At 43.1% G+C, this 25764-nt stretch carries 23 protein-coding genes and 5 tRNA genes; 3 read left to right on the plus strand and 25 right to left on the minus strand.

Annotated features, from left to right (window positions below):
• Nucleotides 1–68 precede the first annotated feature (68 nt).
• From rpoB to rpsU, 16 genes are all read right to left on the minus strand, one after another.
• Complete coding sequence (gene rpoB, locus AC6H1S_RS13685; RefSeq protein WP_199139411.1) at nt 69–3872, minus strand: DNA-directed RNA polymerase subunit beta; 3804 nt, start codon at nt 3870–3872, stop codon at nt 69–71.
• 156 nt (nt 3873–4028) lie between these two features.
• Nucleotides 4029–4409: a 50S ribosomal protein L7/L12 gene (gene rplL, locus AC6H1S_RS13690; protein WP_199139409.1), complete on the minus strand. Its 381-nt coding sequence runs from the start codon at nt 4407–4409 to the stop codon at nt 4029–4031.
• Nucleotides 4410–4473: 64 nt separating this feature from the next.
• Nucleotides 4474–4995, minus strand: a complete 522-nt coding sequence (gene rplJ / locus AC6H1S_RS13695) for a 50S ribosomal protein L10 (RefSeq protein WP_199139407.1) — start codon at nt 4993–4995, stop codon at nt 4474–4476.
• A gap of 2 nt (nt 4996–4997) precedes the next feature.
• Nucleotides 4998–5696, minus strand: a complete 699-nt coding sequence (gene rplA / locus AC6H1S_RS13700; protein ID WP_330107878.1) for a 50S ribosomal protein L1 — start codon at nt 5694–5696, stop codon at nt 4998–5000.
• Between the two features lie 23 nt (nt 5697–5719).
• Nucleotides 5720–6163: a 50S ribosomal protein L11 gene (gene rplK / locus AC6H1S_RS13705; protein ID WP_199142045.1), complete on the minus strand. Its 444-nt coding sequence runs from the start codon at nt 6161–6163 to the stop codon at nt 5720–5722.
• Between the two features lie 139 nt (nt 6164–6302).
• Nucleotides 6303–6845, minus strand: a complete 543-nt coding sequence (nusG, locus tag AC6H1S_RS13710) for a transcription termination/antitermination protein NusG (RefSeq protein WP_330107880.1) — start codon at nt 6843–6845, stop codon at nt 6303–6305.
• Between the two features lie 11 nt (nt 6846–6856).
• On the minus strand, nt 6857–7051 hold the full coding sequence (gene secE / locus AC6H1S_RS13715) for a preprotein translocase subunit SecE (protein ID WP_199141710.1): 195 nt from the start codon (nt 7049–7051) through the stop codon (nt 6857–6859).
• Between the two features lie 83 nt (nt 7052–7134).
• A tRNA-Trp gene (locus AC6H1S_RS13720) sits at nt 7135–7205 on the minus strand.
• Between the two features lie 63 nt (nt 7206–7268).
• Nucleotides 7269–8456, minus strand: a complete 1188-nt coding sequence (tuf, locus tag AC6H1S_RS13725; protein ID WP_199141709.1) for an elongation factor Tu — start codon at nt 8454–8456, stop codon at nt 7269–7271.
• Nucleotides 8457–8582: 126 nt separating this feature from the next.
• Nucleotides 8583–8654, minus strand: a tRNA-Thr gene (locus AC6H1S_RS13730).
• Between the two features lie 83 nt (nt 8655–8737).
• A tRNA-Gly gene (locus AC6H1S_RS13735) sits at nt 8738–8810 on the minus strand.
• Nucleotides 8811–8891: 81 nt separating this feature from the next.
• Nucleotides 8892–8977: transfer RNA gene (locus tag AC6H1S_RS13740), tRNA-Tyr, on the minus strand.
• An 84-nt stretch (nt 8978–9061) separates the two neighbouring features.
• A tRNA-Thr gene (locus AC6H1S_RS13745) sits at nt 9062–9134 on the minus strand.
• 210 nt (nt 9135–9344) lie between these two features.
• Nucleotides 9345–9692, minus strand: coding sequence for a ribosome hibernation-promoting factor, HPF/YfiA family (gene hpf, locus AC6H1S_RS13750; RefSeq protein WP_199141708.1), 348 nt, complete (start codon nt 9690–9692; stop codon nt 9345–9347).
• Nucleotides 9693–9705: 13 nt separating this feature from the next.
• Nucleotides 9706–10614 carry a tyrosine-type recombinase/integrase gene (locus AC6H1S_RS13755; protein ID WP_497563967.1) on the minus strand — a complete coding sequence of 303 codons (909 nt, stop codon included), beginning with the start codon at nt 10612–10614 and terminating at the stop codon, nt 9706–9708.
• A gap of 115 nt (nt 10615–10729) precedes the next feature.
• Nucleotides 10730–10924, minus strand: coding sequence for a 30S ribosomal protein S21 (rpsU, locus tag AC6H1S_RS13760; protein WP_199141706.1), 195 nt, complete (start codon nt 10922–10924; stop codon nt 10730–10732).
• A 212-nt stretch (nt 10925–11136) separates the two neighbouring features.
• Between rpsU and AC6H1S_RS13765 the strand changes: the two genes are divergently transcribed.
• A complete protein-coding gene (locus AC6H1S_RS13765; RefSeq protein ID WP_497563968.1) occupies nt 11137–11511 on the plus strand; it encodes a DUF8785 domain-containing protein in 375 nt (124 codons plus the stop codon).
• 387 nt (nt 11512–11898) lie between these two features.
• Here AC6H1S_RS13765 and AC6H1S_RS13770 read toward each other — a convergent pair whose 3' ends face one another.
• The 3 genes from AC6H1S_RS13770 to AC6H1S_RS13780 all read right to left on the minus strand — a co-directional run bounded on the left by AC6H1S_RS13770 (nt 11899) and on the right by AC6H1S_RS13780 (nt 14804).
• Complete coding sequence (locus AC6H1S_RS13770; RefSeq protein ID WP_199141704.1) at nt 11899–13050, minus strand: acyl-CoA dehydrogenase family protein; 1152 nt, start codon at nt 13048–13050, stop codon at nt 11899–11901.
• Between the two features lie 310 nt (nt 13051–13360).
• Nucleotides 13361–13888, minus strand: a complete 528-nt coding sequence (locus AC6H1S_RS13775) for an adenine phosphoribosyltransferase (protein WP_497563969.1) — start codon at nt 13886–13888, stop codon at nt 13361–13363.
• 1 nt (nt 13889) lies between these two features.
• Nucleotides 13890–14804 carry a ComEA family DNA-binding protein gene (locus tag AC6H1S_RS13780; RefSeq protein WP_497563970.1) on the minus strand — a complete coding sequence of 305 codons (915 nt, stop codon included), beginning with the start codon at nt 14802–14804 and terminating at the stop codon, nt 13890–13892.
• A 70-nt stretch (nt 14805–14874) separates the two neighbouring features.
• On the opposite strand from AC6H1S_RS13780, the gene AC6H1S_RS13785 reads away from it, so the two are divergent.
• Entirely contained in the window at nt 14875–16626 is a 1752-nt protein-coding gene (locus AC6H1S_RS13785; protein ID WP_497563971.1) for a bifunctional lysophospholipid acyltransferase family protein/GNAT family N-acetyltransferase, read from the plus strand.
• Nucleotides 16627–16916: 290 nt separating this feature from the next.
• Nucleotides 16917–18125 carry a hypothetical protein gene (locus AC6H1S_RS13790; protein ID WP_497563972.1) on the plus strand — a complete coding sequence of 403 codons (1209 nt, stop codon included), beginning with the start codon at nt 16917–16919 and terminating at the stop codon, nt 18123–18125.
• A 78-nt stretch (nt 18126–18203) separates the two neighbouring features.
• On the opposite strand, the gene AC6H1S_RS13795 is transcribed toward AC6H1S_RS13790, so the two are convergent.
• The 6 genes from AC6H1S_RS13795 to AC6H1S_RS13820 form a co-directional block, all read right to left on the minus strand.
• Entirely contained in the window at nt 18204–19646 is a 1443-nt protein-coding gene (locus AC6H1S_RS13795) for a beta-helix domain-containing protein (protein WP_199139728.1), read from the minus strand.
• An 85-nt stretch (nt 19647–19731) separates the two neighbouring features.
• Entirely contained in the window at nt 19732–22524 is a 2793-nt protein-coding gene (locus AC6H1S_RS13800; protein ID WP_233165831.1) for a TonB-dependent receptor, read from the minus strand.
• A 112-nt stretch (nt 22525–22636) separates the two neighbouring features.
• Nucleotides 22637–23137: an Mpo1 family 2-hydroxy fatty acid dioxygenase gene (locus tag AC6H1S_RS13805; RefSeq protein ID WP_199139730.1), complete on the minus strand. Its 501-nt coding sequence runs from the start codon at nt 23135–23137 to the stop codon at nt 22637–22639.
• Between the two features lie 160 nt (nt 23138–23297).
• Entirely contained in the window at nt 23298–24860 is a 1563-nt protein-coding gene (gene rny, locus AC6H1S_RS13810; RefSeq protein WP_199139732.1) for a ribonuclease Y, read from the minus strand.
• Nucleotides 24861–25112: 252 nt separating this feature from the next.
• The gene (locus AC6H1S_RS13815) at nt 25113–25403 is read right to left on the minus strand and encodes a cell division protein ZapA (protein WP_173272232.1); all 291 of its coding nucleotides are present in this window, start codon (nt 25401–25403) and stop codon (nt 25113–25115) included.
• 31 nt (nt 25404–25434) lie between these two features.
• The gene (locus AC6H1S_RS13820) at nt 25435–25725 is read right to left on the minus strand and encodes a hypothetical protein (protein WP_199139734.1); all 291 of its coding nucleotides are present in this window, start codon (nt 25723–25725) and stop codon (nt 25435–25437) included.
• Nucleotides 25726–25764 lie beyond the last annotated feature (39 nt).

Consider the following 25764-nt stretch of genomic DNA (forward strand, 5'->3'; position numbering starts at 1 on the left):
GAAGGATTGAGTGATTGAATGAGTAAATAACAGACGCCATTCACTCATTCACTCATTCTTTCATTCTATTAGTCTAACGTAATATCCAAACCTAAGCCGCGAAGCTCGTGTACCAATACGTTGAACGATTCTGGTACGCCAGGCGTTGGCAGGTTTTCGCCTTTAACAATGGCTTCGTAAGTTTTGGCCCTTCCAATTACATCATCAGACTTCACAGTCAGGATTTCTTGAAGGATATTAGCGGCACCAAATGCCTCTAGTGCCCAAACCTCCATCTCACCAAAACGCTGACCACCGAACTGGGCTTTACCACCCAATGGCTGTTGCGTAATCAATGAGTATGGTCCGATAGAACGTGCGTGCATCTTATCATCAACCATGTGACCCAGTTTCAGCATATAGATGATACCTACTGTAGTCGGCTGATCGAATTTCTCGCCTGTTAAACCATTGTTCAAGTAAGTTCTACCCGAAGCCGGAATGCCTGCTTTGGCAATCCACTCTTCTACCTCATCGTGCTTGGCACCATCGAAGATTGGGGTTGCAAATTTAACGCCCAATTCTTTACCGGCCCAGGCCAATACGGTTTCGTAGATCTGGCCCAAGTTCATACGTGAAGGTACGCCCAGTGGGTTCAACACGATATCAACCGGTGTTCCGTCGTCTAAGAATGGCATATCCTCGTCGCGTACGATACGGGCCACAATACCCTTGTTACCGTGACGGCCTGCCATCTTATCACCTACTTTTAATTTACGTTTTTTAGCTACATAAACTTTCGCCATCTGAACAATTCCCGAAGGCAGCTCATCGCCCACGCTTACTGCAAATTTGTCGCGTTTATAAGCACCTAATTCTTCGTTTACGCGGATGCCGTAGTTATGCAACAACATTTTGATCTGGTCATTTTTGTCGTCATCAGTAGTCCATTTGTATGGATTGATGTGCGCATACTCTAGGTCGGCCAAAATCTTTTGGGTAAACTTAGCACCTTTAGCTACCAATAGTTCTTTGTATACGTTAAATACACCTTGCGATGTTTTGCCGTTTACAATTTGGAACAACTTGTCAACTAACTCGTTTTTAAGGTTCTCTACAGCTAAATTGTATTTCTTATCTAGTTTCTCAATGGCTGATTTTTCCTCTGCTTTAGTGGTTTTCTTAGCTCTTGAGAACAATTTGGTATCAATTACCACACCTTTGATCGAAGGTGGTGTTTTTAACGAAGCATCTTTCACGTCGCCGGCTTTATCGCCGAAAATGGCGCGAAGCAATTTCTCTTCTGGCGAAGGATCAGACTCTCCTTTTGGCGTAATTTTACCAATTAGGATATCGCCTTCTTTCACTTCGGCACCGATACGGATGATACCGTTTTCGTCTAGATCTTTGGTCGCTTCTTCCGATACGTTAGGGATATCTGGTGTCAATTCCTCTTCTCCACGTTTGGTATCGCGTACCTCCAATTCAAACTCTTCGATATGCAATGAGGTAAAGATATCGTCTCTCACAATACGCTCGTTGATTACGATCGCATCCTCAAAGTTATATCCTTGCCAAGGCATGAAAGCTACTTTCAAGTTTCTTCCCAAAGCCAATTCGCCGTTTTCGGTGGCATAACCTTCGCAAAGCACTTGACCTTTGGTTACTTTCTGGCCTTTTTTAACAATCGGCTTCAAGTTGATACAAGTATTTTGGTTGGTTTTTTTGAACTTGGTTAGTCTATATGTTTTGCTATCGCCTTCAAATGAAACCAAACGATCTGACTCGTTTCTTACATATTTGATGGTGATTTCGTTGGCATCTACATATTCAACCACACCCTCGCCCTCTGCATTGATCAGGGTTCTCGAGTCGCGTGCTACGCGGCCTTCCAATCCTGTACCTACAATTGGCGCTTCAGGGCGCAACAATGGCACCGCTTGACGCTGCATGTTCGATCCCATCAAAGCCCTGTTCGCATCATCGTGCTCCAAGAAAGGAATCAACGATGCCGCAATCGAGGTAATCTGGTTTGGTGCAATGTCCATCAAGTCTAATTTCTCAGGCTCGATAATCGGGAAGTCACCTTCGTAACGGGCTTTAACGCGAGGGGTAGTAAAGTTACCTTTATCATCATACTCGGCGTTGGCCTGTGCAATGGTTTTACCGTCTTCGTCTTCTGCCGACAGGTAAATTACGTCTTCGTCAACTGCTACTACACCTTCAACTACTTTTTTGTAAGGCGTTTCGATGAAACCCAGGTTGTTGATTTTGGCGTGAACACACAAAGACGAAATCAAACCGATGTTTGGTCCCTCTGGTGTTTCGATAGTACACAAACGACCGTAGTGCGTATAGTGAACGTCACGAACCTCGAAACCTGCACGTTCGCGGGATAGACCGCCTGGACCTAAAGCCGACAGACGACGTTTGTGCGTAATCTCTGCCAAAGGATTGGTTTGGTCCATGAACTGCGAAAGCTGGTTGGTACCAAAGAACGAGTTGATCACCGACGATAAAGTACGGGCATTGATCAAGTCTGTTGGTGTAAACACCTCGTTGTCGCGGATGTTCATACGCTCGCGGATCGTTCTGGCCATACGGGCCAAACCTACACCAAACTGTGCGTACAATTGCTCACCTACGGTACGTACACGACGGTTAGACAAGTGATCGATATCATCCACCTCTTCTTTAGAGTTGATTAATTTAATCAAATACTTAACAATCGCAATGATGTCGTCTTTGGTTAAAACCTTAACGTCATCAGGCGTATCCATTTTCAGCTTGCGGTTGATGCGGTATCTGCCTACATCGCCCAAATCATAACGTTTATCCGAGAAGAACAAACGTTCGATGATACCTCTTGCTGTTTCCTCATCAGGTGGTTCTGCGTTACGCAAAGCACGATAGATGTTCTCCACAGCCTCTTTTTCAGAGTTTGAAGTATCTTTTTGTAAGGTATTATATATAATGGTATAATCGGCTTGAGAGGCACCATCGTCTTTTGACAAGATAATGGTTTTTACGCCTGCATCAATGATCATATCGATATGGTCGTCTTCTAAAACGGTATCCCTGTCTAAGATCACTTCGTTACGGTCAATCGAAACCACCTCACCTGTATCCTCGTCTACGAAATCTTCAACCCATTTTCTTAAAACCCTTGCTGCCAATTTACGCCCGATAAATTTCTTCAAGCCAGATTTGCTCACTTTTACTTCGTCAGCTAAATCGAAAAGCTCCAAGATGTCTTTATCAGAATCGTAACCGATGGCACGCAACAAGGTGGTTACCGGGAACTTTTTCTTACGGTCGATATAGGCGTACATCACGTTGTTAACGTCTGTAGCGAACTCGATCCAAGAACCTTTGAAAGGAATCACACGGGCAGAGTACAACTTGGTACCGTTGGTGTGGCGGCTTTGGCCGAAGAACACACCTGGCGACCTGTGGAGCTGAGATACGATAACGCGCTCGGCACCATTGATCACGAAGGTACCTTTGGGAGTCATATAAGGAATGGTTCCCAGGTATACGTCCTGAATGATGGTTTCAAAATCCTCGTGTTCTGCATCGTTACAAGAAAGCTTCAGCTTTGCCTTCAACGGAACACTGTAAGTTAACCCACGATCAATACATTCTGGAATGTCATAACGAGGCGGGTCAATAAAATAATCTAAGAATTCAAGAACAAAGATGTTCCTTGAATCTGTAATCGGGAAATTCTCAGCGAATACCTTAAACAAACCTTCGGTGTGACGGTTGTCTGAAGTAGTTTCGATCTGAAAAAATTCTTTAAATGATTGCAACTGCACATCCAGAAAATCTGGATAATCTATGATATGCTTACTACGTGCAAAATTTACTCTTTGGTCGACTTTATTTGCCAAGGGACTAAATTTAATTTAGTTTAAGAATAAACTATTAGTTTGGTTTGCTTTCGGGAACACCTGCACCAACCAAACAAGATGCAATGTTCATAAACAGGAATAGACTCCGACTTAATAGTCGGAGTCTTTTCTTAAAGGTTTATTGAAATTAAGTGATTACTTAATCTCAACTGTAGCTCCAGCTTCTTCTAATTGTTTTTTCAAAGCTTCAGCCTCGTCTTTAGCAACACCAGCTTTCAATTCTTTAGGTGCACCGTCAACTAGGTCTTTAGCTTCTTTCAAGCCTAGGCCAGTTAGGTCTTTTACCAATTTAACAACTGCTAATTTTTGACCACCAGCATCTTTCAAGATTACATCAAATGATGTTTTCTCTTCAGCTGCAGGAGCATCAGAACCACCAGCTGCAGGACCAGCAATAGCTACAGCTGCTGCTGCAGGCTCAATACCATACTCGTCTTTTAAGATTTGAGCTAACTCATTAACTTCTTTAACTGTTAAGTTTACTAATTGCTCAGCAAACGCTTTTAAATCTGCCATTTTATAGATTTTTAAAAATTTTACTTAATGATTTTAATTTATAACGATTTTCTAAAGGACTTCGTTAACCTTCTCTTTCTTGTAGTGTTTTAACTATACCTGCAAGTTTGCCTCCGCTCGATTTCAATGCCGAGATTACGTTTTTAGCTGGTGATTGCAATAGACCAACGATATCTCCGATCAATTCTTCTCTCGACTTGATGGTGATTAGTGAATCCAATTGGTTATCGCCAACATAAATCGCCGACTCGATGTAAGCTGCTTTAAGCACTGGCTTGTCAGATGTTTTTCTCAAGGCTTTGATCAGCTTAGCTGGACCATTACCTACTTTTGAGAACAACAAGGCCGACTGGCCTTTTAATGCCGGGAATATCTCAGATGCATCGCCTTCCAATCCTTCGATCGCAATTTTGATCAAAGTATTCTTGGCAACTTTCATTTCGATACCGTTCTCGAAACATTTGCGACGGATGTTATTTACATTTTCAACAGATAAGCTTGAGGTATCAGCAATGTAAAAATTGCCAAACTCCTGCATTTTCTCTTGAAGAGCTAAAACTACTTCTTGTTTTTCTTCTCTGTTCATAATTAGATCCCCGCTACTGATTTAGTTTCGATTGCAATTCCAGGACTCATTGTAGAAGACACGTGAATGCTTTTAAAATAAGTTCCTTTTGCAGCAGAAGGCTTTAATTTTGAAATGGTTTGAAGTACTTCTAACGCATTTTCATATATTTTCTCTGCTGAGAATGATACTTTTCCTATCGAAGCATGGATGATACCAGTTTTGTCAACTTTAAAATCAATCTTACCGCCTTTTACATCAGTAACAGCTTTACCAACTTCGTTGGTTACTGTACCCGACTTAGGGTTTGGCATCAGGTTACGTGGACCTAAAACACGGCCCAGTTTACCTACTTTTGCCATACAAGCAGGAGTAGTGATAATAATGTCAACATCTGTCCAACCACCTTCAATCTTGGCCACATATTCGTCTAATCCTACGAAATCCGCGCCTGCTGCTTTAGCCTCTTCTTCCTTGTCAGGAGTACAAAGCACCAAAACACGTACAGTTTTACCTGTACCGTGAGGTAAAGTAGCAATACCACGTACCATTTGATTGGCTTTACGTGGATCAACGCCTAAACTTACATCGATATCAACCGATGCATCGAATTTAGTCATTGTGATCTCCTTTACCAAAGCAGCTGCATCCTGTAAAGAATACACTTTGCCGGCTTCTAGTTTAGCGTGTGCCTTTTTTTGATTTTTTGTTAACTTAGCCACTGTTGTAAACTGTTTTTGGTTAATTAATTAGACCAGGGTGCGTCACCGCTAACGGTGATTCCCATACTGCGTGCTGTACCCGCTACCATCTTCATAGCAGATTCGATAGTGAAAGCGTTTAAATCGCTCATCTTATCTTCAGCAATTGTCTTAACTTGATCCCAAGTCACCGAACCAACTTTTTTACGGTTGGGCTCAGCAGAACCACTCTGTAATTTGGTAGCTTCCAATAATTGGATTGCAACCGGAGGGGTTTTGATGATGAACTCGAACGACTTGTCAGCATATACAGTAATTACAACTGGTAATACTTTACCTGGCTTATCTTGGGTACGAGCGTTGAATTGCTTGCAAAATTCCATGATGTTGACACCTTTAGCACCCAATGCAGGTCCTACCGGTGGCGATGGATTTGCCGCTCCGCCTTTGATTTGTAATTTAACAAGTGCACCGACTTCTTTTGCCATTTTCTGATTTGTTAATTGTAATACTCAATGTTAAATATTGGAAGCATGTAACATTTAAGATTTTTATAATGGGTTACGGGTTAATAGTTATGGGTTACGAGATGAACTCCCATAACCTGTAACAGGAAACGCGCAACTGTTATTCTTTTTCTACTTGCATATAGTTAAGCTCCAACGGCGTTTTACGACCGAAGATCTTAACCATTACTTTTAGTTTTTTCTTCTCTTCGTTAACCTCTTCGATAACCCCGGTAAAACCGTTGAAAGGGCCATCCATTACTTTAACGTTCTCGCCCACATAATAAGCGATGTTCATGGTTTCGCCTTGCTGGCTCATTTCGTCAACCTTACCCAAGATACGGTTCACTTCTGCCTGGCGCATAGGAATAGGATTTCCGGCCTTGTCGCCCAAAAATCCGATTACGCTATTGATGCCTTTTATAATATGCTCCAACTCTCCATCCAAAACTGCCTCGATCAATACATAGCCTGGGTAAAAGTTACGTTCTTTGGCAATTTTCTTTCCTTCTTTCATCTGGTAGTATTTCTCCATAGGGATCAATACCTGAGGTACCAAATGAGAAAAACCTAAACGGCTGATTTCAGAGTCGATATATTGTTTAACCTTCTTTTCCTTGCCACTTACCGCCCTAACTACATACCACTTTAGCTGATCGTTCATCTAGTGTCCTCTTAGTTTAATGAATTATAAAAAGTTTCTAATATATAGTTGGCACCTTTATCCATGCCGAAGATAACCACGGCAATAATAAGCGATGCTACCAAAACCAATACTGCAGAATTTTGCAATTCTCCCCATGTAGGCCAAGTTACCTTCTGGGTCATTTCTTCGTATGATTCTTTAATAAATTGAACTACACCAGCCATATTATATCATTTTGGATGACTGAATTTTGAAGGATGAATGGCATTACATTCATTTTACCATTCCTTATTCAATCATTATTTTGCACGGGAACAAGGATTCGAACCCTGATCAAAGGTTTTGGAGACCTCTATTCTACCATTGAACTATTCCCGTAGACACAATTAGCTAATCAGCGAATTTGCTAACTAGCTAATTGTTGTTTTGTTATGCTTATCCTTATTTAAGGATTTCGGTTACCTGACCAGCACCTACTGTTCTACCACCTTCACGGATAGCGAAACGTAGACCTTTTTCCATTGCGATAGCGTTGATCAATTTTACAGTGATCGTTACGTTATCACCTGGCATTACCATCTCAGTACCTTCAGCTAGCGAAATCTCACCAGTTACGTCTGTGGTACGGAAATAGAACTGAGGACGGTATTTGTTGAAGAATGGAGTGTGACGACCACCTTCAGCTTTAGACAATACATAGATCTCAGCTTTGAAATCGGTGTGAGGAGTTACTGAACCTGGTTTGCAGATTACCATACCACGACGGATATCGGTTTTCTCAATACCACGCAACAATAGACCTACGTTATCACCTGCTTCACCATAATCAAGGATCTTACGGAACATTTCCACACCTGTTACGGTTGATTTCAAGTTCTCAGCACCCATACCCAAAATCTCTACTGGATCACCAGAGTTGATTTGACCACGCTCGATACGGCCAGTTGCTACTGTACCACGACCAGTGATTGAGAATACGTCCTCAACTGGCATCAAGAATGGAAGGTCTGTCAAACGTGGAGGAATTGGAATGTAGCTATCTACAGCTGCCATTAATTCCATGATTTTGCCAACCCATTTAGGATCGCCGTTCAAACCGCCTAGTGCTGAACCTTGGATAACTGGAATGTCATCACCTGGGAACTCATAGAAAGATAATAGTTCACGAACTTCCATCTCAACAAGCTCCAACAATTCTGGATCGTCAACCATATCCACTTTGTTCATGAATACTACCAATGAAGGTACACCTACCTGACGAGCCAATAGGATGTGCTCGCGAGTTTGTGGCATCGGACCATCTGTAGCAGCAACCACGATAATCGCACCGTCCATCTGAGCAGCACCAGTAACCATGTTTTTCACATAATCCGCGTGACCTGGACAGTCAACGTGTGCATAGTGACGGTTAGCTGTTGAATACTCAACGTGAGCAGTGTTGATAGTGATACCTCTTTCTTTTTCCTCTGGAGCAGAGTCAATCGAATCAAATGAACGTGCCTCAGATAAACCAGCATCAGATAGCACTTTAGTGATAGCTGCTGTTAAGGTTGTTTTACCGTGGTCAACGTGACCGATAGTACCGATGTTTAAGTGCGGCTTACTGCGGTCAAACTTTTCTTTTGCCATTTTTTTATACTTATTAGTAGGTTAACTTTTTTTATTTATTTATTGCTTTGATACAATTTTCAACACAAAAAACCTTGTTTAATACTGCTCTTTTGAGCAGCTTTAACAAAGCATTTATATCTTTTGAGCCAAAGATGGGACTTGAACCCACGACCTCTTCCTTACCAAGGAAGTGCTCTACCGCTGAGCTACTTCGGCTTTTTTAGTTTTCAGTTCCCAGTCTTCAGTTTACAGCTTAAACTGCCAACCACTAACCGCCAACTGCCCAACTCTTCTTAAAGAGCGGAAGACGAGGTTCGAACTCGCGACCTATAGCTTGGAAGGCTATCGCTCTACCAACTGAGCTACTTCCGCTTTTCGATTGAAGATTTTAGACTGACGAATTACGATTGAATGCCTCAATCTAAAATCCTCATTCTATAATCCAAAACCATTTGGTGGGGAGAGAAGGATTCGAACCTTCGAAGTCTTGCGACAACAGAGTTACAGTCTGTCCCATTTGGCCACTCTGGTATCTCCCCCTTTTTATTTACGACTTCATGATTTGTGATTTACGATTGAAAGCCTCAATCTAAAATCTAAAATCGTCCATCTACAATAAAAAGAGCCTCCTATCGGAATCGAACCAATGACCTACTGATTACAAGTCAGTTGCTCTACCAGCTGAGCTAAGGAGGCTTATACGGTACATCAATTCAATAAAAATCGATGTTTTTGTATCTTTTTAATTTTTCACAGAACTTCCATCTCTCGGCTTTTTCTCATGCCCTTTCCGAAATGGAATGCAAATCTACAAAAATTAATTTCCGAAAAAAATATATTTTAAAAAAAAATTTGGCGGAACATCGTCCGCCAAATCCTTTTGAAATTCGATATGGAAATATCCTCCTAGTAATCAGATACTTCATCTGCATTGAGCAAGGCCTTATGCTCGCTTAATTTTGCGCGGGTTTTGTCTTTATGTTTAGTAATTTGTTTTTTCAGCGATTCGATTGCCAAATCGGTAGCCTCTTCAAAAGACTTGCACTGTTCTTTGGCAAAAAGCGTCATTCCTGGAACCATTAATTTAATTTCGGAAATCTTATTCTCCTCATCTTCAACATTTTCTAGCTTCAAATAAACTTCGCCACCTATAATCTGATCAAAAAACTGATCTAACTTGTCAACTTTCTTTTGGATAAAGTCTAATAACTTTTTGTCTGCATTGAAATGAATGGACTGAACTCTGATTTTCATTTTTCCTCCTTTTTTATGCCTTTGGATGGGCTTGTTTATATATAGATTTTAAACGTTCTATTGAGTTGTGCGTATACACCTGGGTAGCGGCCAGGCTTGCATGCCCCAACAGTTCTTTTATTGCATTAAGATCGGCTCCCTTGTTTAACAGGCTGCTGGCAAACGAATGCCGCAGCACGTGGGGGCTTTTCTTGTCTTGCGTTGATATGTATGTCAAATAACGGGCAACGATCCTGTAGATCAATTTTGGGTAGGCGCCTGCGCCTGATTCAGTAACGATTAAGGCCTCGCTTTTGTTATCAAAATTCTGTAATAATTTCAGCTCTATGTACAATTTGACTTGCTTTGCCAACGCACTGTGCAAAGGAATGATCCGTTCCTTGTTGCGCTTGCCCAACACTTTGATGGTGCCTTCGTAAAAATCGACGTCGCTTTCTTTGAGTGCCAGCAATTCGGCCAAACGCATTCCAGTTCCGAAAAGCAGTTCTACCACCAGCTTATCGCGCTGGCTGCCAAAGCTATCGTCAAAAAACTCGATCTTTTTACCGTCTTCGGTTTCGTATCCGTCCAAAAGCCTATCCATCTTGCTTTCTTCGATAAATACGGGTAGCCGTTTGGGAACCTTGGGCGATTTGACCAGCGTCATTGGGCTGGTCTTGATGGCCTTTTCCCTGAGCAGGTGCTTGTAAAAACTCCTTAGCGTAGACAGTTTGGCCTTAACGGTGCTTTCGGCCATTTGATGGTCTAAAAGATTGACCATGAAACTCCTGACATGGGTTGGCTGTACGGCAACAAGGCTAAGCTCAAATTCTTTTTGCATAAAGGCCTCAAACTGCAGCAGGTCCTTTTGATAGGCTTGTACAGTATGCGGAGAGTAGCGCTTCTCGTGCTGCAAATAGGTCAGAAAATTGCTCACCAGCATAGGCTTAGGGTTCGTTGTTGGTGAATATACAAAAAATAGCTTTCCAAGTATTTTTTTTCCAAAAAAAAACGCCCCCGAATTTCGGGGGCGTCTATTATCTTCAACAAGACAGGACTTATAGCGTACCTTCTTGGTTCAATCCTTGGATGTAAACAGCGTGTTTAATTTCAGTACGACGGGTTACGGATTTTTTCTCGTATGCCTGACGGCTACGCAATTCCCTTAACACACCAGTTTTTTCAAACTTCTTCTTGAAACGTTTTAACGCTTTGTCTAACGATTCGCCGTCTTTAATATTGATAATGATCATAACGTGAAATACCTCCTCTCAGTCGATTTTTAATGCCCTGTTTATGTAGGGGATGCAAATGTAAGTAAAATATTGAAAAAGAGAAAGTTTTTGCCTTATTTTTTCTGCCGGAAGCATCGAGCTCCTCCATCGGCCCAATAATTAAAGAACCTGTGTCTCAATTTGGTACGAATTATGCAGGGCAATTGCTAAATTTACCTCAAACCCCAATCATGACAACCAAAAGAAAATTCATACTCATTACCGCAAGCCTTGTGGTTTTGGTACTGGCCATTATGGTTTACTACCGTTATTTCTTTGTTTTTGGCGAAGGCGTAAAATCAGGCGACCTTAACTATATAGTGAAGAAAGGCTATCTTTTTAAGACCTACGAAGGCAAGATCATCCAAAGTGGCATTAAATCGAGACAGGCGGGCAGCATACAATCGAACGAGTTCGAGTTTTCTGTAGCCAACGAAGAAGTTGCCCAAAAGATGATGGCCAACAGCGGCAAGAATTTCGAAGTGCATTACCGCGAGTATAAGGGTGCTTTGCCTTGGCGTGGCTTTAGTATTTATGTAGTAGACAGCATTGTAAATATGCAATAAACGAATGGCTACCAGCTCCATTTATTCCAGCTCCTTGGATTGGAGATGATGGCATGCCCATTTGGTTAAAAAGCCACGAATTGGCAGACTAAATAGTATGGGTTAAAAATTCGTCAACCACTGGCCAACTTCGCCGAACCGTTAACTTTCCATGGTCTGTGCGCCACAGCCCATGAAAAGCGAAAGCATTTTCACTTAGATAAGCCTCCGGACTGACAGATTTATAATGGTATTGGCTAGAAGTCTGTTAACCTGTGGCCTAGCAACAAACTTCCATGGTCCTATCTCTATCCATGGTCTGTGGGCTACAGACTATGCATAAAAACAAAAAGGCCATCCGAAATTTCAGATGGCCCCCAGTTAGTAATTATGGTTAGTTAATAGTTGCTATTTCATGATTTCGCGGGCGATAACAATCTTCTGTATTTCGGAAGTTCCTTCGCCTATGGTACACAGCTTACTGTCACGGTAATATTTCTCTACCGGGAAATCTTTGGTATAACCGTAGCCTCCGAAAATCTGCACCGCTTCTGTAGCGCACCTTACGGCCACTTCAGAGGCATAGTATTTGGCCATGGCCGATTCTTTGGTCATGGGCTGGTGACGGTTCTTCAGATCTGCTGCCTGACGGATCAACAATTCTGCTGCCTCGATTTCGGTAGCCATATCGGCCAACTTAAAGCTGATGCCTTGAAAACTAGAGATAGGCACACCAAACTGATGGCGTTCTTGCGCATAGGCCAAGGCGGCCTGGTAGGCTCCTTTTGCAATACCTAAAGATAGCGCTGCAATAGAAATACGGCCACCATCCAAAACTTTCATGGCTTGTTTAAAGCCGTCGCCTTCGTTGCCCAAGAGGTTTTCTTTAGGTACGCGACAATTATCGAAAATCATTTCGGTGGTTTCTGAAGCGCGCATGCCCAATTTGTTCTCCTTTTTGCCAGCGGTAAAACCCGGTGTGCCACGTTCAACCACAATGGCCGAAATGCCTTTAGCGCTTCCTGCTTCTCCGGTACGCACCATCACTACGGCTACATCGCCAGACTTACCATGTGTAATCCAGTTTTTGGCTCCGTTAATTACGTATTCGTCGCCATCGAGCACGGCTGTGGTACGCATACGCAAGGCATCAGAACCGGTATTGGCTTCGGTTAGGCCCCAAGCACCAATCCACTCGGCTGAAGCCAGTTTAGGCAGCCACTGCTGTTTTTGGGTCTCGTTGGCAAAAGCCAGGATATGGCCTGTACACAAAGAATTATGCGCGGCCACCGATAAGCCTATCGAACCGCAAACCTTGGCCACTTCAACAATAACATCTACATACTCTTGGTAGCCAAAGCCCGAACCTCCGTATTCTTCAGGAACCAAAACGCCCATCAGGCCCAGTTCGCCCAGTTGTTTAAAAATTTCTACAGGAAAATGTTGTGCCTCATCCCATTCCATTACATTTTGACGAATGTTCTTTTCGGCAAAATCGCTGACCATTTTTCTGATCATATCTTGGTTTTCTGCTATTTCAAAGCTAAAGCCAGTATGCATATATTTAAGTTCGATTAAAAAAAGAAACTGCTTAAATTTTGCGCTGCAAATGGGCGTTTTGATTTAAACAGTTTCTTAAGATTTATATTTGGTTGAGGACAATATTAAACAAATAAAACATACGCCACAACTTGATTTTTAGCCCTAAAATAGTAGAATGATTTAGTATTTGGTTCAATTAGTTAACCTGCTAGATACAGGTTTATAAAAAAGGGCAAACGTTTGCCTAAAAAAAATTTTAAAAAATTTTTCAGTCAAGGCCGAATAAGACAATAGGATTACAATTTAGGTTTAAGAAATGGGGCCATACCTAGAACCTGGCCAAAGAAAACACCTGTGGGCAGAAGGCCTTCAAGCGTTCGCGACCGTTCAAAAAATCGAGGCTGATGAGAAAGGAATAGCCTGCCACTTTTGCGCCCAGCAACTCTACCAGTTTAGAGGCGGCCACCACCGTTCCACCGGTGGCCAGCAAATCGTCGTGGATAAGTACGTTTTGGCCAGCCTTAAAAGCGTCTTCGTGCACTTCGAGCGTAGCGCTTCCATATTCCAGATCGTAAGACTGCTGAACGGTTTTATAAGGCAGCTTGCCAACCTTGCGGATAGGCACAAAGGGAACCTGGAGGGCCTGCGCCAAAGCCAGGCCAAACAAAAAACCACGGCTTTCGATGCCCGCAACCGCATCGATGTGCAAATCCTTGACCTGCTCGGCCAATGCCTTGGTAATTTCGGTGCACAACTGCGGGTTTTGCAACACGGGTGTGATGTCTTTAAAAATTATTCCAGGCTTTGGAAAATCGGCTACATCGCGCAGGGTTTGTTTAATTTGGGCTTCAAGCATGTTAAAATGTAAGATAAGGTGCTAAGTTCTGTATATTTTGAGGCGTTAAGATAGCTACTTTCCTCAAATCTTCTACATCTTTATAAGGCCCATGCTGTTTTCTATACTGGATAATGGCATTGATTTGCTTGTATTTCAGATAAGGATGGTTTTTGAGCTCGTCGAAAACAGCGGTGTTGATATTGATTTTTTTGAGCTGGCCGGCGTCGACACGCACCTGGTCTTTGATGCCTTCAAATTTTGCACTGTCTAATCCGAAAACTTCCAACAATTGTTCTTTCCGGCAAAAACCGCCCAGTCTCTCCCTGTAGCTGGCAATGCGCCGGGCAAATGCCGGACCAATACCCTTGATTTCCTGAAGCTGGACAGTATCGGCTCCATTGATTTCGATCACTACCAGCTCTTTTTTAGGCCTCAGGCTGGCGTCTTTATTAAATGGCTGCTTATCATCCGATTTGCCCTTCAAGCCACCATCAATAATTACATAAGGCTTGAGGCGCTCGTAGGTTTCGGTCGAAATTACATACATTTTCTGCAGGTCGGCCACCTTATAGAACTTGCCTCCCTTGTTGCGGTAATTGATAATGGATTGGGCCTGCTTGGCCGAAAACCCCAGACGCCGCCATTGAGAGGCATCGATTTGATTGGGATCAAAACGGAACAATTCGGCTGCGCTGCGTGTGGCCTCGGCACGACCGGGGTATGCGTCACCATCAGGATGGCCAGGCTCCATGTTGACCAGCTCCAGCCGCTTAATGGCCACAGCATCGGCAACCGTTGCCGGCTCCTGTTCATGCTTCAACAAATCATACCCATACGGAAATACCGCCAGCAACAGCAAAACGGCCATTAGAAACAGCAAGCCATTGTACTCGCGCTTTGTAAAGCCAAAGTACTTATTTAACCAATTTTTCATAGATAAGATAGGTACTATAAATATAAATCTTATTTTTGAAATTGCTTTATGAATTAATTCCTCCTTACAGATGAAGATTATTACCACAAAAGAGTTTGCAAAAGCAACCAAGATAGATAAGTTAGGAGTACCGGGTCTGGCCGCTTTGTTGATGGAAGTAATGAAGCTCAACGACATCAATAAAGTTTTCTCTAAGAACGAACACTTTGAAGGCCTCGAGTTTGTTGATAAGATTTTGGAAACCATTGGCGTTTCGATAGATTTCGACGAAGACGACTTGAAGAATATCCCCAAAACGGGCGGCTTTATTGCCATTGCCAACCACCCTTATGGTGGCGTAGAAGGCCTTGCCCTGGTTAAATTATTGTGTACCGTAAGGCCCGAAGCCAAGGTCATGGTAAATTTTATCTTGAAGAAAATACCTAACCTCAGCGAGTTTTTCGTAGCAGTTAATCCTTTCGAAAACGTACAGCATTCTTCGAGCATCAGTGGCCTTAAAGCTACTTTCGATCTGCTGCAGAGCGGTACGCCAATTGGCATCTTCCCTGCCGGCGAGGTATCGACCTTTAACCTCGAAACCCAGGAAATTACCGATAGGCTATGGCATCCAGTGGTGGGCAAGCTTATTGCCAGGGCCAAAATGCCCGTGGTGCCTATCTATTTTCATGGCAACAACGGCATCCTGTTCAATATCCTAAGTTTTATACATCCTACTTTAAGAACAGCCAAACTGCCATCGGAGTTCCTCAACAAGCAGGGCCTAAAAATCAAGGTGCGTATTGGCAAGCCGATCAAGATCGAAGATATTTCCTACAAAAACAACACCAACAAGCTGCTCGACTTTTTGAGGGCGAGAACCTATGCCTTAGGTACCAGCTTGGAAGAAGAGAAAAAGTTGTTCAACCCGATCAACCTGTTCAAGCGGAAGAAAAAACCGGCGCAGATTGTAGAAGAAACCGACCGCAACCTGATTGTAAACGAAGTAGCCAAGCTGGAAGATTTTAGGGTTTGGGAAGAGAAGAACTATGAGGTTTACATTACGCCTACCTCCAACATTCCGAATATATTGAGGGAAATTGGCCGTTTGCGCGAGATCACTTTTAGGGAAGTTGGCGAAGGGACAAACAAGAAAATCGACCTCGACAATTACGACATCTACTACAACCACTTGTTTATTTGGGACAAGGATGCGCAGACCATTGTAGGCGCCTACCGCATAGGCAAAGGCGACGAGATTTTAAACACCATGGGCCGTAGGGGCTTTTACCTATCGGAGCTATTTAAGATCAAGGAGCCTTTTTACCCGGTTTTGCGTCAGGGCATTGAACTGGGCCGTTCGTGGATCAGAAAAGAGTACCAACAAAAACCCTTGCCCCTGTTCCTGCTTTGGAAAGGGATATTGAAATACCTGATCGAAAACCCGAAATACCGTTACATGTTCGGGCCGGTAAGCATCAGCAACAACTTCTCGAAGTTTTCCAAATCGCTGATTGTAGATTACATTACCAAAAACCATTTCAACTACGAACTGGCGCACTATGTAAAGCCAAGAAACAAATTCAAGGCCGATCTTACCCCTATCGATACCGATTTGTTGATAGAAAACAGCGACTCGCTGAAAGACCTGGACAGCCTGATTGGCGATATCGAAAATTCGCATATCAAAATTCCGGTGTTGCTGCGCCAGTACATGACCCTGAACGCAAAAATCATCTGCTTCAACATCGACCCTAAATTCTCTGATTGCCTAGATGGGTTTTTAGTGGTCGACGTACACAAGATCCCTGCAGAGATGCTGGAGAAGATCGGCAAGAATTTTTAGCCAACCTACAGTTCCCAAACTCATTTATAAAAGCAAAAGCCCTGACATCCATCGGGGCTTTTTGCTATCAACTAACCTAAACTGTAATGATAAATACTAACCAAATATTTAACACCACAAAAGTAGGTTTGCCATGTTAAGAACTTATGAAATCGGGATTATCTTAAGATTATTTAATATAGGAATCGGCAAAAAATGATTTTTTGTCAGATTTAACATTTTTTGGACAATAAATGCTAGGCTGGTAGGTTAAATTTATATATATTTAATATTATCACTATGTTAAGGCATTGAAAAGCAGAGTCCAACATATCGCCTATAAGCTTCTCATCATCATCGGGTTAGCGTTTTCTTTTGCAAGTGCAAGAGCCCAGCGTCATAGCTTCGAATTTTATGAGGGCACTTTCAATTTTGAAGCTGATTCTACCGTCGATATTGCTTTTCAAGTGCCACTTACCAATCAGTCGGTTAAAGATTTTTACAACAAGGTAAATTCTGGGCATTACCAGGCGCTTGTACAGGCCTTGCTCGATTACCGCGATAATTACAAGCTGAACGACTGGCTCTATTACCAACTGGTTAGAAAAACAGCGCAGGAAATTAGTCCGAAGGCCGAAAACTATGGCCGTTATACCTTGTATAAATGGTTTTTAATGACCAAATCGGGCTACGATGCCAAGGTGGCGGTGGGCAACGACCAGATTATTTTCTACATCCGCAACAATGAAGACATTGCCGATATCCCGTTCTTTATGGTCGACGACAAAAAATATACCTGTCTCAACTACCACGACTACGGCAAGTTATTTAAGCGCGAAGACACCTACAAGCCGGTAAATATTGCGATTGCAGAAGCCAAGAACGCTTTCAGTTATAAGGTAACCCGCATGCCCGAGTTCAAGCCTGAAGATTATACCGAGAAGCAGCTGGCTTTTAACTACAAGCACAAAGCCTACCACTTTAAGGTAAAGCTGAACAATGAGGTAGATAAGATTTTTGCCAACTATCCGGGCGTAGATTTCGGGACTTATTTTAATATTCCGCTGAGCAGGGAAACCTATCAATCGCTTATTCCGATATTAAAGGAGAACCTTAAAGGCATGAGCACCAAAAACGGCGTGGATTACCTCATGCGCTTTACCCGCTATGCTTTTCTTTACGAAAACGACGAAGATAATTTTGGCAAGGAAAAGCGCCTATCGCCAGAACAAACCCTATTGAATAAATACAGCGACTGCGACGACCGCGCGGCCTTGTTTTTCTTTTTGGTAAAGGAAATCTACAACCTGCCGATGATTGCCATGCTCTACCCTACGCATATTACCATGGCCGTACAGTTCGATAAGCCCATTGGCAATGCCATTATCTACAACGGCAAATCGTACACCGTTTGCGAACCTACGCCACAGCAGCAGAACCTCAAACTGGGCGAACTATCGGCCAGCCTGAAAAACAAGCCTTACGAGGTGGTATACCATTACGACCCGCTCAACAAATAACCCTCCCATATTTGAGGGCATAAAAAAACCGTCCCGAAGCTAATCGGAACGGTTTGAAATAAACAATTTAATATCTTATTATTTTACAGCACCCGGTGTGGTGTAAGCCAATGATTGTGCATCAACTTCTGCCCAACCAGCTGCCCAGTTATCCGTACCAAAAGCGCCTTTGTAAGCAACAGGCGTGAAGAACGAACCCGATACTTTTGCGTTGGTGAATGAAGCACCAGTTGCCGCAACCGAACCCGCAGCCAAAGTAAAGTTAGCTGTGCCTAGGGTTGCACCCGATCCGAAATCAGTTGCATATAAATAAGGATTTACAAACAAGTTAGCTGCAAAAAGACCGTTGGCAAAAACGTTATCGGTACGAAGCTTAGCTTCAACAGTTGCCAAGGCACCAGTGTTGCTCATTTTAACTTCTTGTGTCCTTGTACCATAAATCAAGTTGTTGGCAATAACCATCGAACCTGAGTTGAAGTTTGCGGTAGTAGAATTTGCCGTTTGAACGGTCGTATCGTCAATGTACAAACCAATTGGATAACCAGCGATAACCGAGTTCAGGATGCTGATCGAAGAGTTACGACGGATTTGTGCACCATTTTGGAAATTGGCATTGAAAGAACCTGTAGCGGCTTTGCATGGACCAATGATGGTTACGTTTGAGAAAACAGCCGAAGTTTTAGGTGTTTGGTCTGTACCTGTTGCATTGTTATCTGATTCGAAACCGTTTGAACCTGATTGGTCGGCCACAGTAGATACACGTTGAGCCAAAGCAAACTGAACATTGCCTGAATAACCGAAATCTGTATCGAAATCATCATCCCAAGTACCGATAGCCAATAAGTGTTTTGCATTTACTGTACCGCCGAACCACTCGAAAGCATCGTCGCCAGAACGATAAACTTGGATATAATCCAAAGTAGTACCATTACCAACACCGCCCATGGTCAATCCGTTGATTTCGTTATCAACTGAATAAGCGATACCGGCAAACTCGATACGTACATATTTCATTGTACCAGAGTTGTCTGCTGGATCTGTACCACCGTAAAAAATATAGGCTTTTTCGTCTTTACCAGTAGGCTGTACCAAACCACCTTCTATTTTAACATCGGTACCTTGGTTTACTGGGGCTTTACCCAAAAGGATTACACCGCCCCAGTCGCCTTGGCTACGTGCGCCAGCTGCCAAAGCAGAAGTAAATACAATTGGTTTATCAACAGTACCAGTAGCATTGATCTTGGCGCCGCGGGTGATGATCAAAGTACCTTTAGTTGCTTTATCGCCTTTAACGATTGTTCCAGGCTCGATAGTTAAGGTAGCACCATTGCTTACATAAACAAAGCCTTTTAACAAATAGATCTTGCTTGCAGACCAAGTTGTGTTGGCAGAAATCTCTCCGCTAACCTCTACTACATTTCCTGCAGCAGGAGTTGGCTCGTCATCAACAACGCTGTTCTTCTTGCATGAGGTTGCGAACAAAACAACCGATAATGCTAATAATAAAATTTTGATTTTCATTTTTCTTGTTTTCTTTTTGAATAGTGCAAATAGATTGATTTAAGTTTGCTTTACCGTTAACCTCACATTAACAATATGTTAAGTATTAAAACGAATAACTAAATGACAATGAGACATTTGTACCTGGCTTGTACGACATAATCGTCTCGTCGCCACCGGTATTGGTATCGTATTTTTTGTTCTTGTTGTAATCGAAGTAAATGGTATTGCGCTGGTTTAGGATATCGCCTACGTTCAGTTTGATTTCGCCTCTCGACTTGATTACTTTATAGCCTGCCTGGAAATCGATCACGTCGCGAGGGGCCTCCCAAGTGCTTGGGAAAGTAATGCCGCTGGCTTGGATAATCCTTCTGCCAATTCTGTTGTAAAGTACGTTGAGGCTCAATTTGTTGTTCAGTGCCGTATGCTGCAAACCTGCATTCACTACATAAGGCGATTGGCCAACCATCGGGCGGGTTTTATCGATGTAGTTCTGGTCTTCAGGGTTTTTGATTTTCGACTTCACCAAAGAAACGTTGGCATAGGCCGTAGTGTTTTTAAGAAACTGTCCCCCACCGATAAAACCGAGGTTTTTCCTCACTTCAAATTCCAAACCATAGCTGTAGGCTTTTGCGGTATTGAAATAAGAGATGTCTGGTGTTGACAACACATCGTAGCGGTACGATTCGATCGCATTGTTAAAGTTCTTGTAGAAAGCCGATACCGATAGGATCTCGCCTGCACCCGGATAGATTTCGTATCTTAAATCGGCATTATCGATCAAGGTCCTCTTCAGGTTGGGGTTACCCGATTGGTTGGCCAGCAATTCGTAATCATAGTATGAAGACAAAGTCAGCTCCCTGAATTCTGGCCTGGCCAAGGTACGGTAGTAAGAAGCCCTTAAATTGCTTTTTGCCGTTAGGCTGTAGGTTAAGTTAACCGAGGGCAAAACGTCGAGTTGGGTATCGTCAACATAGGTTTTTTTCACATTCGATAATTGAACATTATAGTTTTCTACCCGCACGCCATACACCGCACGGAATTTCTCGCCGAATTTCTGGTCTAACATGGCATAACCATAATTGGTAAACGAATTGGCATCGTAGCTGTCAACATCGCTTCCGATTTCGTTGAGCTTGTAAACGCCCGATTGAATAAGCGAAGGCGAGAAAATCTGGTTAACTGGCAGCGCCCTGATGCGTTGCATTTCGTCGGCATCGTTAGAGTGCAGTTCTGCACCAATAAACCTGGCGTTAAACGTACGCTCGCGGTATTGCGAACCCAAGCCTGCCTTAAAGGTGCTTGAGGCGTTGAACAATTTAACCGGGGTGCTGTAGTTTACATCACCTGCATAAATATTTTCGTTCAGGTTAGAAAACAAGCGGGTGTTTTCTTTACCTAATGAAGTAATATTGGCTTGATAAGGCACACTTGGATCGTTTTGCGAAGCCAAGGCCTTTGCATAGTTTATTTTCAACTGGTTAGGCTGATCGTTGGTTACGTTACTGAACGAGGCCGACCATTTTAACTTGCTGCTTTTACCACCAATCTGGTGCTCGCCTTCCAAGGTAGACTTGAACAGCGACTTTTGCATAACATCGTAGGCATAAAACCTGTTGATGGTTGTCGACCCTTGGTTGATACCGGTACGCTCGGTATAGTTGTCGTCGTAGTTTTTATTGTAGATGTTCTTGAAGCTGATCTTGTTTTTGCCAAAGCTGTAGGCAAAGTTGGCCAAGGCGCCCAAGTTGGTCGAGAACTTATATTGGTTATCGTTATAATCATACACATAAAATGCACGTTTCACATCTTCGCCAATATTTTGTGAGTTGCGGTAGGTTAAAGAAACCAAGGCACCAAAACGGCTATCGTCTTTAAAGTGTTTTACCCTGCCCATGCTAAACTGGTAGTTCTGGCTAGGCAAAGCCGAATTGTTGTTGATGGTGAAATCGTTTGGCAATGACTTTAAGGCGCCTACGTTTCTGGCCGGTGTCAACCCGCTCAGGATTTTGTTTCTCGAAGGAAAATTATCGGCCAGTTGTTTAGAACCATCGTCAAAGCCCAAATAGTTCAGGGCATTTTTGCTGGTGGCCAAAAAGTCTTTGAAAGTTGATTGGCTGTTGTAGCCATAGCCTACGCCAAAAGAGATAAAGTTATCGTCTGGAATATCTTTGGTGGTAATCTGAACGGCTCCGCCAGCAAAATCGGCAGGAAGGTCTGGAGTGGCGGTTTTGCTGATGGTAATTTTGTCTACCAAGTTGGCCGGCACAATATCGAACGAGAAGGCCTTCCGGTTAGGCTCGGTGCTCGGCAAGGTAGAATTGTCTAAGGTAGCTGTATTGTAACGATCGCTCAAGCCCCTTACCACAACAAACTTATTGTCTTGGATGGTAGCGCCGCTTACACGCCTCAAGGCTTCTGAAGTATTCTTATCTGGCGATTTCTTGATCTGATCGCTCGAAATACCATCAGAAATTACAGAACTGTTTTTTTGCTGTGCATAAAGCGAGTTAACCGATTCCTGTTTAAAGTTGGCGGTAATCACCACCTGTTTTAGGGTTTGCGAGCTGGCTTCTTCCATTACCACGTTTAAGGAAGTGGTAACGCCGCTTTTAACTTCCACATCGGTAATCCTTTTGGTGGCATAGCCTACGTAAGAAATCTCGATGATATGCTTGCCTTCGGTAAGTCCCGGAAGCACATATTTGCCGTCAACATCGGTACCTACACCTTTGGTGGTACCTGCCAATTTAACGGAAACGCCGATCAGTGTTTCGCCTGTTTTCTTGTCTGATACGGTTCCTGAAATTTTGCCTGTCCCCTGTGCGAAAACAGCCGCTCCCATCACCAAGAATAGCAATGTAAAAAGCGCTTTTTTAAGAGTTAATTGTGAGTTCAATTTGCCTGATTATTTGTTTAGGCAAAACTATTACCACAATGTTAGCTCTATGTTAGCGCCAAATTACCATTCGTTTATGCAAAGGTTAACTAATTGTTAAATGGCCGCCATATCAATATTTTAGCCCTACTTTTTTACAAACAAAATGCAACAACCAAATCGGGCCGATTAACAAAAACTTAACATCATCTAAAAACGAGGGCTTTTTGCCTTCTATTTTATGGCCAATAAACTGCCCAATCCAGGCTACCACGAAAATGATGGCGAATACCAGCCAGGCTGCCGGTCCGCCCGCCGTTTGCCAATGCTCCAGCTTTACAATGCCATAGCTCATCAGTCCGATAATCCAGATCATTAAAAAGAACAGCACCGGCGACAAGGTGAAGTAATAATACATGGCAAAGGCAATCAGAAAAGAGGCCCAATTGAAATAGCCGTTATACTGGCCCAGAAAATCCAGATGCGGAAAGGGGATTTGCCATACCAAGCCCAATAGGCTGAATACAATTAAGGGAACACAGATCCAGTGGATTAGTTCGTTGGTATGGTTTTGATGGCTCTCGCCATATTTATCAAAATAGATGTCGACCGGACGTTTAGCTAGTTTTTCCATGTTGCTTATTTTTTCAACCAAGGCTTAGATTAAGCTCTGCTACAGCCATAAGACCTAGCCAGCTCAATTTTTCGATGGTTTTAGTCTATAAAAATAAAAAAAGCGGTAGACAATCTACCGCTTTTTAAATAATTTAGCTTGCTCAGCTACCAATGCACTGTTATTTGGCAAAGGCTACCGAGCGGGTTTCCCTGATTACCGTAACCTTGATCTGGCCCGGATAGGTCATTTCGGTTTGGATGCGGTTAGAGATATCGGCTGCCAACAGTTCAGCTTGCTGATCGGTTACCCTTTCGCTTTCTACCACTACCCTTAGCTCTCTACCTGCCTGGATGGCAAAGGTTTTTTCTACGCCTGGGTAAGAAAGCGCCAGTTCTTCCAGTTCTTTTAAACGTTTGATATAGCTTTCCACTACTTCGCGACGTGCGCCCGGACGTGCACCCGAAATCGAGTCGCAGGCCTGGATGATCGGCGAAATCATAGAAGTCATCTCGATCTCGTCGTGGTGGGCGCCAATGGCGTTGCACACCTCTGGGTGTTCCTTATATTTTTCGGCCAGTTGCATACCCAAAATAGCGTGTGGCAATTCCGGATTATCATCAGGCACTTTACCTATATCGTGCAATAAGCCGGCACGTTTGGCCAACTTGGCATTCAAGCCCAACTCTGCCGCCATGGTGGCACAGAAATTAGCCACTTCGCGCGAGTGGTGCAACAGGTTTTGTCCGTACGAAGAACGGTAACGCATGCGGCCTACCATCCTGATCAGCTCAGGGTGCAAACCATGGATGCCCAAATCAATTACCGTACGCTCGCCGATTTCTACGATTTCGTCTTCGATTTGTTTCTTGGTTTTGGCTACGACCTCTTCAATACGGGCCGGATGTATACGGCCGTCGGTTACCAAGCGGTGTAGCGCCAATCGGGCAATCTCTCTTCTTACCGGATCAAATCCAGATAGGATAATGGCCTCTGGGGTATCATCAACAATAATTTCGATCCCTGTTGCCGCTTCCAATGCACGGATGTTTCTGCCTTCCCTGCCAATTACACGGCCTTTGATTTCGTCGTTATCAATATGGAAAATAGATACCGAGTTCTCGATGGCTGCTTCGGCTGCCGTACGCTGAATGGTTTGGATAACCACTTTCTTAGCCTCTTTGCTGGCAGTGAGCTTGGCTTCGTCAACAATGTCTTTTACCTGCATCAGGGCCTGCGAACGGGCTTCTGATTTCATATTTTCTACCAGCTGGTTCTTGGCTTCTTCGGCGCTTAAACCGGCAATGGTTTCTAGTTGCTTTACGTGTTGTTGCTTCAACACATCTACTTCTTCCTGTTTTTTAAGAGCCAAGGCCGTTTGTTTTTCCAGGTTGTTACGTTGGTTATCAAGCTCCTGCTCTTTGCGGTTGGCGTTTTCGAGCTTTTGGTTTAACGATTGTTCTTTTTGCTTGATGCCGTTTTCGCGTTGGTTTACCTCGTTATTGCGTGCATTTACCTGTTGTTCGTGTTCTGCCTTCAGCTGCAGGAATTTTTCCTTGGCCTCCAGCAGTCGGTCTTTCTTCATGATTTCGGCTTGGCTCTCTGCATCTTTCAGTATTTTCTTCGCTTTGCTTTGCGCGGCTACCTCTTGTTGTTTAAGCAGGTTCCGCAACAGGTATCTGCCAATTGCTATACCAACAATCAAGCTGGCCAGCACGCATCCTGTTATCCCTAGTATTTCCATTGTTTATGTTTAGTTTTTAATTGGTGATGGAGCCATCCTTTAAGCTTCATGATTCCATCGTTTTTTGTTTATAAAAAAACCGTAACTTAATTATTATGTCCGTGCATGCCTGCTTTCATCTACCGGCAAAAGCCGAAAAAAGATAGCCAGGAAACATTGAAACATAAAAATTTAGCTACGGCCAAATTCTATTAGCTTATACGGCTCCCGCTTGAAGTTGCAGCTTCAATTAAGGCCGTTATAAGAACGTTTTTATTTAGCGAAAAATCCGTTTAGCAAACTATCCAACTCCTCCACCTTCTCGGCAACGGCAGTATCTTGATTCTGGACTTTATGTTCTGTTCTCAACACCGCCGTTGCATAATGCAACACCGCCATCGAAAGCAGATCTTGTTTATCTCTAACCGCATAATTTTCTTGATAGTCTTTTATGCGCTCGTTGATAATCTTAGCAGCCCGCCTCACGATCTCTTCTTCTTCCATGTTTACCTTTAGGGGGTAAATACGGTCGGAAATAGTTATTTTAATCGAGATTTCTCCCATTTTTTAAGCTTTGTTTCAATTTTTTGCGCCGCTATTTTTTTAGCAACACCACACACTTATCAATTTCACGCACAAATTCGTTAATTTTTTGCTTTATATCAAGTGTCTTTTCACTTGTGCCTTCAATACTCTTCGCTAATTTGAGCACGCGCAGCTTTTCGGTAAGGTCGGCTTCGTTAATTTTAGCTCGGTCTAACGTGGCCTTTACGTGCTTGTTTTCTAACTTTAAAAGTTCATTTTCTTCTTGCAGGGCATTGCAGAGCTCGATAAGGCGAGCTGTTTTGAGCAATACGTTATTTAATTGGTCGGCAACTGAAGACATGCTTTTAAGTTTTAATTATTGAATGAAAGAATTTCGAGT

Source organism: Pedobacter sp. TM02 (assembly GCF_059705275.1).

Bases quoted from the DNA above. Each gene is read 5' to 3' on its own strand.
- nusG (WP_330107880.1), bottom strand. From the start codon at position 6,845: ATGAACGATCAGCTAAAGTGGTATGTAGTTAGGGCGGTAAGTGGCAAG.
- AC6H1S_RS13785 (WP_497563971.1), top strand. From the start codon at position 14,875: ATGAAGATTATTACCACAAAAGAGTTTGCAAAAGCAACCAAGATAGAT.
- AC6H1S_RS13820 (WP_199139734.1), bottom strand. From the start codon at position 25,725: ATGTCTTCAGTTGCCGACCAATTAAATAACGTATTGCTCAAAACAGCT.
- rny (WP_199139732.1), bottom strand. From the start codon at position 24,860: ATGGAAATACTAGGGATAACAGGATGCGTGCTGGCCAGCTTGATTGTT.
- rplL (WP_199139409.1), bottom strand. From the start codon at position 4,409: ATGGCAGATTTAAAAGCGTTTGCTGAGCAATTAGTAAACTTAACAGTT.
- AC6H1S_RS13780 (WP_497563970.1), bottom strand. From the start codon at position 14,804: ATGAAAAATTGGTTAAATAAGTACTTTGGCTTTACAAAGCGCGAGTAC.
- AC6H1S_RS13805 (WP_199139730.1), bottom strand. From the start codon at position 23,137: ATGGAAAAACTAGCTAAACGTCCGGTCGACATCTATTTTGATAAATAT.
- AC6H1S_RS13770 (WP_199141704.1), bottom strand. From the start codon at position 13,050: ATGCATACTGGCTTTAGCTTTGAAATAGCAGAAAACCAAGATATGATC.
- hpf (WP_199141708.1), bottom strand. From the start codon at position 9,692: ATGAAAATCAGAGTTCAGTCCATTCATTTCAATGCAGACAAAAAGTTA.
- rplJ (WP_199139407.1), bottom strand. From the start codon at position 4,995: ATGAACAGAGAAGAAAAACAAGAAGTAGTTTTAGCTCTTCAAGAGAAA.
- AC6H1S_RS13815 (WP_173272232.1), bottom strand. From the start codon at position 25,403: ATGGGAGAAATCTCGATTAAAATAACTATTTCCGACCGTATTTACCCC.
- rplK (WP_199142045.1), bottom strand. From the start codon at position 6,163: ATGGCAAAAGAAGTCGGTGCACTTGTTAAATTACAAATCAAAGGCGGA.
- rpsU (WP_199141706.1), bottom strand. From the start codon at position 10,924: ATGATCATTATCAATATTAAAGACGGCGAATCGTTAGACAAAGCGTTA.
- secE (WP_199141710.1), bottom strand. From the start codon at position 7,051: ATGGCTGGTGTAGTTCAATTTATTAAAGAATCATACGAAGAAATGACC.
- AC6H1S_RS13755 (WP_497563967.1), bottom strand. From the start codon at position 10,614: ATGCTGGTGAGCAATTTTCTGACCTATTTGCAGCACGAGAAGCGCTAC.
- AC6H1S_RS13765 (WP_497563968.1), top strand. From the start codon at position 11,137: ATGACAACCAAAAGAAAATTCATACTCATTACCGCAAGCCTTGTGGTT.
- tuf (WP_199141709.1), bottom strand. From the start codon at position 8,456: ATGGCAAAAGAAAAGTTTGACCGCAGTAAGCCGCACTTAAACATCGGT.
- AC6H1S_RS13775 (WP_497563969.1), bottom strand. From the start codon at position 13,888: ATGCTTGAAGCCCAAATTAAACAAACCCTGCGCGATGTAGCCGATTTT.
- AC6H1S_RS13795 (WP_199139728.1), bottom strand. From the start codon at position 19,646: ATGAAAATCAAAATTTTATTATTAGCATTATCGGTTGTTTTGTTCGCA.